Below are 12153 nucleotides of genomic sequence, written 5' to 3'. Positions count from 1 at the left end.
TCATCGCCTGTGAGTGTTCGCTCGTTTGCTTGACGCGCGCCTGACTGACCGCACGGTTTATCGCCACACGTCACCCCGGCCTGACGCGCGCGAGCGGCCTGCCGCGCTCGGCCAGTGCAATCGCAAGTAGCAGTTCGTCCGGTGCCGGTGAATCCGCCAGGCAGAGCGTGACCGTGTCGAAATGGTCGAAGCTCCACATGTCTGTGACGCTGTGCAGGGGAATATCGACGCAGGCACCCGCCGGCCCTCGCTTCGTGACGGACGGCATGATTGAGGACGCGCCCGGCAGACAGCTGCGAACCGCCTTGCCGAGTCGCGGGTGTAGCAGCGCCGCGCCCCACTCGAGCGGCACGCCAGTGCCCACGAGCGCTGCCTTCCCGTAGCCCTGGATCTGCTCTCCCGGACAACCGAGCGCGTGCAGCGCCCGACCCGTGAGGATCAGACCCAGGTCAGCGCCCGTCGCATAGAGCGCCTCGAGGTCACCCGCGCCATCCGGGTCGACCGGCTTCAGCACGGCAGCAGCGACCACCTGCCGATGCGCTGGTGTGACCGGCTCGCCCAGTTCCGCGCACCGTTCAACGACATGGACCACCACCCTGACAATCTGGACGTTCATGGCGCGATCTCCGTGTCACCGGGAAGCGGCAGATCCCCTTCCGGCGCCGGAAAATCCCCGCGTGCCAGTTCATATGCGCGCGCTGCCCGCAGCACCAGGGCATCACTGCCCCGACGCCCGATAATCTGCAGGCCGGTCGGCATATCCCCAGCGAATCCGCACGGCACGGATATCGCTGGCACGCCGGCCTGGTTGCACCACGCGGTCAGCAGCGGGGCATTGCGCAGATGGCCGGGCAAGCTGGGAACCGGCGGTGGCCCGCAATGAAACGTCGGCGTAACCAGCAGGTCGTAGTGCTTAAAGAAGGTCTCCATCGACGCGCCGAGCGCGTGACGCGCAAGCAGGGCATCGACGAACGTCGCGGTGTCGATCCGTGCCCCCGCATCCGCAAGTGCCGTCAGGTCAGGATCAAGCAGCGTCCTGTCGGCTGCCTCCATATGCCGCACACGCTGGGCGAAGAACACCGACCACTGGACCGAATGGATACGGCCATCGCCGTAGTAGTCCACGATCGGTGCGACGTCGGTCGGGATGACCGTCGCGCCGAGCGTCCCGAATGCGTCCACTGCCCGCCCGACGCACTCCGCAATATCCGGCGCCACTGACACGCCGGCCGGGGCGGCGCACCACGCGATCCGCAGGCCCGCGACGCCGTCGTCCAGCCCGGCCGAATAGGCGGACGTCCTCCCGGTCCCCGGGGGGCCGTCGCTGTTTGCGCAGGTGTTCGTGCCGGTCATTGCATCGAGCATCAACGCTGCGTCGCGCACGGTTCGCGTGATCGGGCCAAGTGTGGACAATGCAGTCCACGACGCCGCACTGCCCGCCGGCACCAGCGCGAACGTCGGCTTGAACCCGACCACGCCGCTCCAGCAGGCCGGAATCCGGATCGACCCACCGCCATCGGTCGCAAGCGACAGCGGTCCCAAGCCCAGCGCAACCGCGACTGCGGACCCGCCGCTGCTGCCCCCGGGCGAAAGACGCGTATCCCATGGATTGCGCGTTGCGCCTGTCATCGGACAGTCGGTGACGATCTTGTTGCCGAACTCGGACGTGGTTGTCTTGCCAAACGGTATGGCGCCAGCGCGACGCAGCCGCGCCACGGCCGGCGCATCGACGCTTTCGCGGTCCGGCGAGGCAGTCCACGACCCCTGCCGTGTTGGAAGACCGGCGACGGCAACAAGATCCTTGACCGATACTGGTACACCATCAAGCGGACCGCACGGCTCGCCGCGCATCCACCGCCGCTCAGCCTCGCTGGCAGCCGACATCGCTTCTTCCTCGTCAAGGGCGCAGAACGCGTTGACCACCGGGTCGAGCTTCGTGATCCGGTCCAGTACCTCGCACATGACCTCCACCGGCGAGAGCGTGCACTGCCGGAACCCGGCAACCAGCTGAGCCGCGCTCAGCATGACAATTTCACTCATTCTGTAGTCCTTATCTACTGAGACGAACGTTTGCGCACAATGAATGCAACGTACCTATCCCTGACACACCGGGATGACGGGACCAGTGGACTCGAGGATCGCAAAGCTGTTGTCGGCAAGTGCCTGGCCGATGCGTGTCTGGCAAAGCACATGACCGCCGTCGTGACTCACGCCGGCCTTTCCGCGCGGTAGCGCAACGGAGACGGCGGGTAACGCGGCCCTGATGCGATCGGCGTCGACACTTCCTGCCGACTTCACGGCCTCGGCGAAAAGACGAATGCCTGCGTACGTGTTCTCGCCATGCGGCAGCACCACGGCATAGCGGCCCAGCCGCGGATCGCGCGCACCGGCGTAACGGGCCGTATATCGCGTGAGGAACGCCTGGTTTTCCGGGTTGTCGATGCTCATGAAATACGACGACACACCGATCGTCCCGGTCGAGGCACCCGTGGTGGCAATCGAAAGGGATTCGTGTGCGATGTCCGTCACCAGTTGCGGCTTCATCGCAAACGACCGGTACTGCTTCACGAACGTCACCGGGTCGTCGCCGATGCTGTGCCATACGATCTGCGGCCCGGCGCCGGCGACCTGCTGCAGGACGGCGCCATAGTCGCGTGTCCCGAAGGGCAGCCAGTAGACATCGAGGAACTTGCCGCCATGGCGGGCCACCGCAGCCTGCAGTTGCGGAATCAGCACCTTCCGGTTGCTGCCGATATCCGAGACGACAGCGCACACGGATCGGCCACCGTCGCGCATGAGCCACGCAATGAGCGGCTCGATCCGCTGGCTGGCGGCGAGCCCCGTCGTGAGCAGTTGCGGGTCGCACCGTCCTTCGTCGAAATTCGGATAGACGATGAGCTTTCGCGCCGGCCGTGCGGCCTGAAGGGCCGCCTCTCGCTCGGACGGCAGCACCATGCCTGTAATCATCGCCACGTCGTCACGCATGAAAAGCTGGCGCGCCTTCTCAAGCGTCACGGCCGTGGACATCTGCGTGTCCTCGACGCTCAGTTGCAGCGGCCGGCCAAGCAGACCACCGGCAGCATTGATTTCGTCCACTGCGAGCGCGGCACAGTTGCGGTTGGTCTGTCCCACACGCGTGAGCGGTCCGCTAAGTGGCGCGAGCAGACCGATCTTCAACGGCGTAGCCGCGCGCGCAAGCCGGGGGACAGTTGATGCGGCAAGGGAAGCGGCCGCACCCAGCAGCACGGTTCGGGAAAAGTCACGACGGTTCATGCGTATTCTCACTGAAGGTCACTGGAGGTTTTCATGCTGGGAATCCGCGGCAAGCTCCGCGGCTGGAGAGAGATAGCGCGCGAGCGGGTGTTCACCGCTGTCACCCGGTTGCGGTTCGACGGTGCCGGCATGCACCAGGCGCCCGTTACTGAGCACGATGCAGCGTTGCGCGCTCTGGAGGACGAGATCGAGGTTCTGTTCGACGAGGAGCACCGCCAGCTTCGAGCGGCGGCACAGGTCGGGGATCACCTCGCCGATGCGCTCGACCAGGTTGGGCTGCACACCGTCGGAGGGTTCGTCCAGCAGGAGCAGTTTCGGGCGCCCGCACAGGGCGCGTGAAATGGCGAGGACCTGCTGCTCGCCTCCCGAAAGCGTGCCACCCTGCTGCGACAGGCGCGACTTCAGCACCGGGAAGTAATCGAATACCTCGTCGAGGATGTCAGCTCCCCCGGCGGCCTGCGTACCCATCAGCAGGTTCTCCCGCACGGTCAGCTTCGGAAAGATCCAGCGCCCCTGCGGCACCAGACCGATCCCCCGGCGCGCAATCTCATGTGTGCGCAGTCCCTTCAGCGGCTGGCCGAGGAAAGCAACCTGGCCGCTCATGCGCGGCAACAGCCCCATGATGGCCTTCACGAGCGTGGTCTTGCCCGCGCCATTGCAGCCGAGCACACCGACCACCTCGTTCGGCATCACGTCGAGCGCGAGGTTGTGAACCACGTCGATGTCACCGTATCCGGCACACAGGTTTTCAATGTGCAGCATGTGTCGCTCCCCGTCCCAGATAGATGCGGCGGATCTCCTCGTCGGCTGCGATCTCCGCATACGATCCGCGTCGAACCACTTCGCCCCGATGCATCACCCATGTCTCGCACGCGAGAGACTGCACGAAGTCCAGATCGTGCTCGATGGCGAGTACCGCGCACCGCTCCCGCAGCCGGTGGATGAGGCGCACCAGCCGCTGCGCGTCCTTTGCAGAGAGGCCCGCCGCAGGCTCGTCGAGCAGCAGCAGTGCGGGCTGACACATGATCGCCATGCCGATTTCGAGCCACTGCCGCTCCCCATGCGGCAGATGCGACGCGAGTTCGCACGCCTGCCCGGACAGACCCACTTCTTCCAGGACGGCGTCGGGATCCGGCATGGGCGAGGCCCGGTAAGCCGCGACGCCCAGGCCTGCCACCATCAGGTTGTCGCGCACGGTCATCGTGAGGAAGGTGTTGGTCCCCTGGAACTTGCGCACCACACCGCGCCGGCAGAACGCGTGCATCGGGCGGCCTGTCATCCGCTCACCATCGAGATACAGTTCACCGGATCCGGGGGTAATCGCGCCCGACAGCAGGCCGACGAGCGAACTCTTGCCGGCCCCGTTCGGACCAATCACACACAGCAGGTCGCGTGGCGCGATGCTGACGTCGACGCCGGCCACCGCCCTGATCCCGCCAAACGCGCGCGAAAGGCCGGTGCCCAGAAGAAACTGGCTGTCCATTAGCGCTTCTCCTGTGCGTGGCCCGCGCGATGAATCGGTTGAACCCGTCGTCGGCCCCTTATCGCCCGACCAGCCCGGCGCGCACCCACCACACATCCGTCAAGGCGTAGTCCGTTCGGCATGAACAGCACACAGGCGAGAAACAGACCCCCGAGCATCAGCGGCCAGCCGTCCGTGCTGTAACTGGAGACGGCCTGCCTGAGCAGCGTCAGGGCGACCGCTGCGACGACGGGACCACCAGTTCTTCCCCGGCCACCGATAGCTACCCAGAGGATGACTTCGGTCGCAAGAAGCGGCGAGAACACGTCTGGCGCCACCACCCCCGAGCACGCCGCCATCAGCACGCCGGCGACTGCAGCAAGCGCCGCCGACGCGACGAAGACGAGCAGCAGGTGCAACGGCGTGTGATAGCCGCAAGCCTTCGCGCGCCACTCGTTGGTTGCGATCGCATTGAGCACCTTGCCGTAGTGGCTGCGACACACGAGCCAGATCAGGCCCGTCGCGGCGAGCAGTATGGCCGCCACGGTGTACCAGGACGTCCGGGGACCGCTCAGGTCAAATGCATAACCGTCCACGCTGAACGACAGCCCGGGGATACCCAGGATGCCCGTATCGCCCCCTGTGACCGACTGCCAGCTGACGGCGAGCTGCTGTGCGACGATCAGCACGGCAAGGCTGATGATGGCGAAGAAGTGGAGCCTCACCCCCGCGAAAAGCAGGAAATAGCCAATCACGGCAGCGACACCCGCAGCGCAAAGCACACCGACCGCCACGCCCGTCAAGGGCGCCTGTCCGAACTGGACGGTCATGACGGCAAATCCATAGGCGCCGAGGCCCAGGAACGTCGTGTGCCCGAGCGTGAGCACGCCAGCACGTCCCCAGAGCAGGTCATAGCTCAACGCGAGGATCCCCATCACCAGTGCATCGCGCACCATCGCCAGCAACCAGGGACTGGCAACCAATGGCACGAGGACCACTGCAGCCACGGCTGCGATCCACATCAACAGGGGGGAAGCATCCCTGGGGCCGAGGGCGGGCTGCGAGAACCAGAGCCGCAGACAGCCTGCGTGTTTTCCAGACATACGCCTTATCCTTTACCAAGAAGCTGATGGGCCGCGCTGAATCCCGGAATCAGCCCTTGTGGTCTGAACCGGATCACCACAATGGACAGAACCAGCACCACTGCGGATGCGAGGGAGGGATCGATGCGATAACTCAGTAATGTCTCGGCGGTACCGATGACTGCGCTGCCCAGGATGCTGCCGGCGATCGACCCGATGCCGCCCAGCACGATCACGAAGAACGCCTTGGCGAGATAGGAAACGCCCAGATGCGATTCGACCGACACCATCGGCGCGACAAGTACACCCGCGAGCGAGGCGAGTGCCGCTCCACCACAGAAAGCGATGCGGTTCAGACGCCGGGTGTCGATGCCCGCGGCCTCCGCCATCGCAGGGTGCTGGATCACCGCGCGCAACTGGGTACCAAAGCGCGTTCGCGCGAACAGCAGCCAGCATCCTGCCGTCACGGTCAGTGCAACGCCGATCACGAAGATCCGGTAGGCTGGATAGCTTCCGCCGGGAACTGGTACTGCCCCGCTGAACGGGGCATAGACGAGCATCGGCTGGGTGCCAAAGATCAGCTCTAGCACCTTCTGCAGGATCAGGCTGATCGCGTAGGTCGCGAGGAGCGTGTCCAGCGGCCGGTCATAGAGCAGCCGGATGATGAACCTTTCGAGGCACCAGCCGAGAAACGCCCCGACTGCGGGGGCCGCGAAGAGGGCAAGCCAGAACGCCTGCTGCCCGCCAACTGCCTGCGCGACAGCTAACGCGTAGGCACCAATCGTGACCCACTCGGCATGCGCGAGGTTCACGATGTCCATCATGCCGAAGACGATCGCCAGCCCAAGCGCAACCAGGATCAGAATGCTCACGTAACCCAGAATGTTCAAAATCGTCGTCATATAAGTCAGTCCCAGTCTTCATGTCTGCGCAGCCGTTGCCCCGGATGTGCAATCGGCAAACGAGCCGCTTTCCCGTACCTCAGCCCTCACCACCAAGAGTTCCTTAGGATCAAGACTAAGGAACTCTTAGTAAAAAGGCCGAGCAATTCCCAGAGACTCCTAGGATGCCGGCTAAGCACGCGACATCCTCCGTTTTTGCCAAACGCCTGAAAGAGGCGCGGGTACGCTCGTGCCTTACCCAGGAACAACTCGGCATTAACGCAGGAATCGACGAATTCTCTGCCAGTGCCCGCATCAACCAGTACGAAAGAGGCAAACACTTGCCCCATCTCGGGATGGGGCAACGTCTGGCGAGGGCACTGCATGTCCCCACCTCTTTTCTCTACGAAGAGGACGATCTGCTTGCAGCTCTTCTCGTCGCTGCAGCCCGGCTCACCCGGAGCAGGAAGAAGGTCCTCCTCGCGAATGCGGAGACGCTATCCCAATCAGCAACATCCAGGATCAAGAAACCAGGTAATGTTTAGTCTTTCGACTAAGAATTACTTAGTAAAATCCCTGAGCGAATCCGGGACACTCGCCGGATGTCGCGCGATACAACTACATCGGATGCCGTCTTCCCTCGACGCCTGAAACAGGCGCGACAGCGCTCGGGCCTGACTCAAGAGCAGCTCGGCATCCAGGCGGGTATCGACGAATTTTCTGCCAGCACCCGCGTCAACCAGTACGAAAAGGGCAAACACACCCCAGCCATACAGACCAGTCAGCGTCTGGCGCGGGCGCTGCTCGTCCCTACAGGCTTCCTCTACGAGGACGACGATCTCCTCGCGAGCCTGCTCGCAATCGCCGGCAGGCTCAGCAAGGAAAAGAAGAGAGCCCTCCTCGCCAGTGCAGAGAAACTGGCCCAGGAATAAACTAAGACTTCCTGAGTCTCGTGGCCAGCCGAAGACGACGCCGTAACTGACACCTGGACGGTTCAGGGCATTAAACCAGCAACCCGCGCCAACCGGTTCCTGCTACCGAACCACGGTGCCCGTCAAACTTGCGTCACGTCTTACGCCGACACTATCCTTTCCCGAAGGAAATCGATCAGTTATTTCTGACCATAAATCTACGCCCTCAAAATCTGGATGTCAACGCTGCCACATCGCTCGTTTACCACGAATTTTCCAGAAAGATGATCACTTGACACGGACAGAAGCGATGTCTAATGTGTATTTATGATGATTAACTATGGAGATGATATGAGTGACGACATCTGCGATCTGACGGCACAGGAACTTCACGCGCTATATAAGTCGGGCGCAACCTCTCCGGTCGAGGTGACCCAGGCCGTGCTGACGCGTATCGAGCGGCTCGATCCAGCCGTGAATGCCTTCTGCCAGATAGCTCCGGACGCGCTCGACATGGCCCGCGCATCGGAGAAACGGTGGAAAGGCAATCGCCCGCTTGGCCCGCTCGACGGGGTGCCAATCAGCGTCAAGGACAACGTCGCGGTTGCCGGACTCGCCACACGATACGGCTCACGCGTCACCGATGAAACGCCATCACCCCACGACAGTCCATCTGTAGCGAGACTTCGCGAGTCTGGTGCGCTCTGTTTCGCCAAGACCACCTTGCCAGATTTCGCTCACAAGATCGTCACCGATAGTCCACTGACCGGAATAACGCGCAATCCCTGGGATACGAGCCGGACTCCGGGCGGCAGCAGCGGCGGAGCGGCCGTCGCAGTTTCGCTCGGTATGGCACCGGCCGCGATCGGCACCGACGGCGGCGGATCGATCCGGATTCCAGCCGCATTCACGGGTACGTTTGGTTTCAAACCGAGCTTCGGCCGCGTTCCTCATGCTCCGCGCGGTCCGTTCGGGCTGTTGAGCCATATCGGCCCGATGACCCGGTGCGTCGCAGATGCTGCCCGAATCCTGACCGTCATCAGCCGCCCCGACAGTCGTGACTGGTACGCCTTACCGCACGACGGCAGCGACTATGAACTGGGTCTGAAGTGCAAGCCAACACCGGGCGGCGTGCGCATAGCGTACAGTCCATCCTTGGGCCTCGCTGTCACGCCCGAAGCCAGTGTTCTGGACGCAGTCCAACGCGCAGCCGACATCTTCCGTGACCTGGGCGCCAAGGTCCAACAGGAAGATCCCCCCGGCATCGTCCGCTGCAACGCGGTTCACGCCACGCTCTGGCCGGCCTGCTGTCGGCAGCTTACCGAAGGCATGGCTGACGCAGGGGCGGCGCTCGATCCATCATTGCAGGCATACTCTGATGCCGGTGCGGCGATATCGCGCCAGGCGTTGCTTGGCGCCCTCATCGAGCGAGGGGAACTTGGCGCTGCTATCAACGCGTTCTTCGAGCGGTACGATCTTGTCATCTGCCCGGTGTATACCCGGGTCGCCATGCCACTGGCAGAACTCGCGGCAAACCATGAGCTGTTTCCCCATTTCACGGCCTGGTGCAACCAGCTCGGCCTGCCTGCAGCAAGTATCTACGCGGGCACGACTCCGGAAGGTCTTCCAGTCGGTGTGCAGATCGTTGGTGGGCGTCACGCGGATGCGCTCGTGCTCTGGGCCAGCCACATTTTGGAACTCGCTTTCGGACGCGCGCCATTCGCCGACCTGGTGCGCACGCTTTCCTCGTCCTTTGCTACCCGCCAAACGCACTGAGACTAGCTATCAGGAAAGACGCCTGGATCTGCAGAACGCGGACCGAACGCCAGGTCACGAACCACCTTTCCTTCCTGTGCGCAGCCCGACGTCCGAATCCAGCACCAGCTTTTGACGCAAGGCGGCGTGCACCTTGCGAAGCTGCGCTTCCGCCTCCTCCATGTGGGCCGCCATGAGACTTTCCACCGCCGCTGTGTCGCGGCGCCTTGCCGCATCCAGGATCGCGCGGTGCGCGACCACGGTCTGCCGGCCAAACGCCTGGTAATCGTCTCGCGTCACATTGCCCGCAACGATCACCAGGCTATGCAGCATCTGATTGATAATCTGACAGCTGAGCCGGAGGAATGCGTTCGGGTTCGCCCGGGCCAGCACATCGTGGAAACGGATGTCCTCCTGTCGCTGATCGAGCGCGCGCTCGTGACTCGCGGCAAATGGCTCGCATACCTCCACGCTGCACTCGAGCGCTTCCAGATCCGCGTCAGTCAGATGCTCCACCGCTCCCGCCGCAAGTAGCGGTTCAAGCACACGTCGCACAGCATAAATGTCCTCAAGACTGATGCTCTCGAAAAACAGGTAGTTCTGTAGCGACTGGAATGCGCGGGCGAGCGGCACCCGCGTAATCGTCGCTCCGCCATCGGGCCCGGTACTCAGACGCACCAGCCCCTGCACCTCCAGGGACTTGAGAGCCTCGCGCATGGACCCGCGACTGACGCTGAACATTTCCTGAAGCTCCGCCTCCTTGTTCAATCGCATGCCAGGGCGCAGCTTTCCGTCGGTAATCCAGCTCTTGATGAGCTCGGCCACCTGATCTCCCCGCTTGGTCGTGCGCGGTCCCTTGTTGTCTGGCTGAAGCAACGGTTCTTTCTCGGTCGTCTGTTTTCGCGCTGCCATACGTCACACCCGTAGTTGCCGATCATTCTCTGGTCTGAACGTCATTATCGGACATCTGCCGTAGCGTGACCGCCGTGACGTCCCCGCGACTGCAACCAAACAACACCCTCCTAATGTTTGGAGGTGACGAACCCGGGCCTTGATGCCTACGCTCTGGCCATACGACACGTGAACCTTGTCCGTGGGTAAGCGTGAATATCGGTCCCGGGCGCAGATGCGCCCAGCCCGGGGGACATGTCATGGCCCAGTATCAACAGACGCTGCAGCAGGCTCACACCATCGATGATATCGGTACCGCGCTCGCCGATCGCGGGCTCGATCTCGGACTGCTCGCGCGGCGAATGCGGGCAGTCAGCCTCGAATCAGACGTGACCGGTGACATCGCCGGTCCTCCCTGGCGCCCGGACGACGTATCCGCCCTGAACATGAACCTCGTGCCCACCCGGTACGGCGGCTGCCCGGCCCTGCAGTCCCTCGTGGCGCAGGCAACGCTGATGGCCTGCCTCGGGGAGGCCGACGCGAGCCTTGCGCTGGCGTTGCCCGGCCCGGGACTCGCCATGCCACCGGTCGTTGCGCTCGCATCCGCCAGACAGCAGGCCCGGTTCTTCCAGGGGTTCCAGTCCGGCACGCCACGCTGGGGCGCCTTCGCCATCACCGAACCTGACTGTGGCTCCGACGCGACTGCCATGCGTACAACCGCGCGGAAAACCAGCCGAGGCTGGGCCCTGAATGGCACCAAGTGCTTTATCACAAACGGCGCACGCGCCGGTTGCGTGATCACGTTTGCCACGATCAACCGGCAGATGGGCCGCTACGGTATCCGCGCGTTCCTCGTGGACTGCAATACACCCGGATTCACGGTTTCGCGCATCGAGCGGATGGCCGGCCTGCGCGCAACCCAGCTTGCCGTGCTCTCCTATGCCGACTGCGAGGTACCCGACGATGCGCTTCTTGTCCGCGGCGACGAGAAGCCGCTCGACGACGCCTTCTCGGGTGCGCAGCGATCCTGGGACTACTTCCGGCCACTGCTTTCCGCCGTCATGGTCGGTACCTGCCGGCGGGTGCGCGCGGACCTCGCCGCCTGGCTCGATGGGGGTGGAACACCCGTGGACAGGCATCAGCACGTGGCAGGCGTGGCAGCGACGCTGCTCGACATCGACCGCCAGATCACGGCCGCCTGGCTGCTCTGTCACTGCACGGCCTGGAAGACGGATCGCGGCATCGTGACGCCCATGGATTCGTCTATGACCAAGGCGTTTGCCTCGCGCGTGGCCGCGCGGGTGACGCGCGCCGCAATGGACCTCGCCGGTATCGACGGCATCACCGCCTGTCCGTCACTCGAGCAGGCTTACCGGGACGCCAGGGCCTTCGACATCATGGAAGGCACCGGCGACCTGCAGCGACTCATGATTGCGCGGGCCGCGCTGCGATCGACGCCAAGTTCGTGGGACATCACGGAGCCTCCCTCCCGCGACACCACCGCGTCCGACTCATCCCCTGACATCGCCAACGTACGCCAGCCCGGGCAGGAGACATCCCATGACGCATGACACGCACAGCCCCAGACGCGAGGAAATCGCCGCCACGATCCGGTCGTGCCTGGTATCGGCCATCGGCAGCACCGTGGCTGCAGACCTGATCGCAGACGACACCAACCTGTTCGACGTCGGTGTCGACTCCATGAACATGACAGACCTGCTGCTTCAGCTCGAGGAACGTTTCGGCTTCACGCTCGCGCCTGAGGACCTGTCTGCCGATCTGTTCATGCGCTTCAGCAACCTCGTCGACTTCGTGGAATCCCATGTCCCCCGCGACTGACCCCGTTCGCCAGCGGCCCTGCATAGCGACCACGGCGCGGTATGTTCCGGCAGCGCGCG

The 12153-nt window shown here is 63.8% G+C and carries 13 protein-coding genes; 5 read left to right on the top strand and 8 right to left on the bottom strand.

Annotated features, from left to right (window positions below; all coding sequences use genetic code 11):
- Positions 1–70 precede the first annotated feature (70 nt).
- The 7 genes from BPHYT_RS00725 to urtB are packed head-to-tail and all read right to left on the bottom strand — an operon-like array spanning position 71 to position 6719.
- Entirely contained in the window at positions 71–616 is a 546-nt protein-coding gene (locus BPHYT_RS00725) for an amino acid synthesis family protein (RefSeq protein ID WP_012431242.1), read from the bottom strand.
- The gene (locus tag BPHYT_RS00720) at positions 613–2040 is read right to left on the bottom strand and encodes an amidase family protein (protein ID WP_012431241.1); all 1428 of its coding nucleotides are present in this window, start codon (positions 2038–2040) and stop codon (positions 613–615) included. The genes BPHYT_RS00725 and BPHYT_RS00720 overlap by 4 nt, the downstream gene beginning before the upstream one ends.
- A gap of 54 nt (positions 2041–2094) precedes the next feature.
- Positions 2095–3273, bottom strand: a complete 1179-nt coding sequence (locus tag BPHYT_RS00715) for an ABC transporter substrate-binding protein (RefSeq protein WP_012431240.1) — start codon at positions 3271–3273, stop codon at positions 2095–2097.
- A gap of 18 nt (positions 3274–3291) precedes the next feature.
- Positions 3292–4035 carry an ABC transporter ATP-binding protein gene (locus BPHYT_RS00710; protein WP_012431239.1) on the bottom strand — a complete coding sequence of 248 codons (744 nt, stop codon included), beginning with the start codon at positions 4033–4035 and terminating at the stop codon, positions 3292–3294.
- Entirely contained in the window at positions 4022–4756 is a 735-nt protein-coding gene (locus BPHYT_RS00705; RefSeq protein WP_012431238.1) for an ABC transporter ATP-binding protein, read from the bottom strand. The genes BPHYT_RS00710 and BPHYT_RS00705 overlap by 14 nt, the downstream gene beginning before the upstream one ends.
- The gene (locus tag BPHYT_RS00700) at positions 4756–5838 is read right to left on the bottom strand and encodes a branched-chain amino acid ABC transporter permease (RefSeq protein ID WP_012431237.1); all 1083 of its coding nucleotides are present in this window, start codon (positions 5836–5838) and stop codon (positions 4756–4758) included. Before BPHYT_RS00700 ends, BPHYT_RS00705 begins: the two co-directional genes overlap by 1 nt.
- Positions 5839–5843: 5 nt before the next feature.
- Positions 5844–6719, bottom strand: a complete 876-nt coding sequence (urtB, locus tag BPHYT_RS00695; RefSeq protein WP_012431236.1) for an urea ABC transporter permease subunit UrtB — start codon at positions 6717–6719, stop codon at positions 5844–5846.
- Positions 6720–6883: 164 nt separating this feature from the next.
- Here urtB and BPHYT_RS00690 point away from each other — a divergent pair, with 164 nt between their 5' ends.
- The 3 genes from BPHYT_RS00690 (at position 6884) to BPHYT_RS00680 (ending at position 9385) form a co-directional block, all read left to right on the top strand.
- Positions 6884–7243 carry a helix-turn-helix transcriptional regulator gene (locus BPHYT_RS00690; protein ID WP_012431235.1) on the top strand — a complete coding sequence of 120 codons (360 nt, stop codon included), beginning with the start codon at positions 6884–6886 and terminating at the stop codon, positions 7241–7243.
- A 57-nt stretch (positions 7244–7300) separates the two neighbouring features.
- Positions 7301–7630 carry a helix-turn-helix domain-containing protein gene (locus BPHYT_RS00685; RefSeq protein WP_012431234.1) on the top strand — a complete coding sequence of 110 codons (330 nt, stop codon included), beginning with the start codon at positions 7301–7303 and terminating at the stop codon, positions 7628–7630.
- Between the two features lie 330 nt (positions 7631–7960).
- Positions 7961–9385 carry an amidase family protein gene (locus tag BPHYT_RS00680; RefSeq protein ID WP_012431233.1) on the top strand — a complete coding sequence of 475 codons (1425 nt, stop codon included), beginning with the start codon at positions 7961–7963 and terminating at the stop codon, positions 9383–9385.
- Between the two features lie 54 nt (positions 9386–9439).
- On the opposite strand, the gene BPHYT_RS00675 is transcribed toward BPHYT_RS00680, so the two are convergent.
- On the bottom strand, positions 9440–10276 hold the full coding sequence (locus BPHYT_RS00675; protein ID WP_012431232.1) for a FadR/GntR family transcriptional regulator: 837 nt from the start codon (positions 10274–10276) through the stop codon (positions 9440–9442).
- A gap of 239 nt (positions 10277–10515) precedes the next feature.
- Here BPHYT_RS00675 and BPHYT_RS00670 point away from each other — a divergent pair, with 239 nt between their 5' ends.
- Both BPHYT_RS00670 and BPHYT_RS00665 read left to right on the top strand, forming a co-directional pair.
- Positions 10516–11826, top strand: coding sequence for an acyl-CoA dehydrogenase family protein (locus tag BPHYT_RS00670; protein WP_012431231.1), 1311 nt, complete (start codon positions 10516–10518; stop codon positions 11824–11826).
- Entirely contained in the window at positions 11816–12094 is a 279-nt protein-coding gene (locus tag BPHYT_RS00665; RefSeq protein ID WP_012431230.1) for an acyl carrier protein, read from the top strand. Before BPHYT_RS00670 ends, BPHYT_RS00665 begins: the two co-directional genes overlap by 11 nt.
- The last annotated feature ends 59 nt before the right edge of the window (positions 12095–12153 follow it).

The sequence above is a fragment of the Paraburkholderia phytofirmans PsJN genome (genome assembly GCF_000020125.1).
In the GTDB taxonomy this organism is placed as follows: domain Bacteria; phylum Pseudomonadota; class Gammaproteobacteria; order Burkholderiales; family Burkholderiaceae; genus Paraburkholderia; species Paraburkholderia phytofirmans.
The sequence above is the reverse complement of the archived record's forward strand: the minus strand, read 5'-3'. Positions and strand labels throughout refer to the sequence as shown.

Bases quoted from the DNA above. Each gene is read 5' to 3' on its own strand.
- BPHYT_RS00725 (WP_012431242.1), bottom strand. From the start codon at position 616: ATGAACGTCCAGATTGTCAGGGTGGTGGTCCATGTCGTTGAACGGTGC.
- BPHYT_RS00720 (WP_012431241.1), bottom strand. From the start codon at position 2,040: ATGAGTGAAATTGTCATGCTGAGCGCGGCTCAGCTGGTTGCCGGGTTC.
- BPHYT_RS00715 (WP_012431240.1), bottom strand. From the start codon at position 3,273: ATGAACCGTCGTGACTTTTCCCGAACCGTGCTGCTGGGTGCGGCCGCT.
- BPHYT_RS00710 (WP_012431239.1), bottom strand. From the start codon at position 4,035: ATGCTGCACATTGAAAACCTGTGTGCCGGATACGGTGACATCGACGTG.
- BPHYT_RS00705 (WP_012431238.1), bottom strand. From the start codon at position 4,756: ATGGACAGCCAGTTTCTTCTGGGCACCGGCCTTTCGCGCGCGTTTGGC.
- BPHYT_RS00700 (WP_012431237.1), bottom strand. From the start codon at position 5,838: ATGTCTGGAAAACACGCAGGCTGTCTGCGGCTCTGGTTCTCGCAGCCC.
- urtB (WP_012431236.1), bottom strand. From the start codon at position 6,719: ATGACGACGATTTTGAACATTCTGGGTTACGTGAGCATTCTGATCCTG.
- BPHYT_RS00690 (WP_012431235.1), top strand. From the start codon at position 6,884: ATGCCGGCTAAGCACGCGACATCCTCCGTTTTTGCCAAACGCCTGAAA.
- BPHYT_RS00685 (WP_012431234.1), top strand. From the start codon at position 7,301: ATGTCGCGCGATACAACTACATCGGATGCCGTCTTCCCTCGACGCCTG.
- BPHYT_RS00680 (WP_012431233.1), top strand. From the start codon at position 7,961: ATGAGTGACGACATCTGCGATCTGACGGCACAGGAACTTCACGCGCTA.
- BPHYT_RS00675 (WP_012431232.1), bottom strand. From the start codon at position 10,276: ATGGCAGCGCGAAAACAGACGACCGAGAAAGAACCGTTGCTTCAGCCA.
- BPHYT_RS00670 (WP_012431231.1), top strand. From the start codon at position 10,516: ATGGCCCAGTATCAACAGACGCTGCAGCAGGCTCACACCATCGATGAT.
- BPHYT_RS00665 (WP_012431230.1), top strand. From the start codon at position 11,816: ATGACGCATGACACGCACAGCCCCAGACGCGAGGAAATCGCCGCCACG.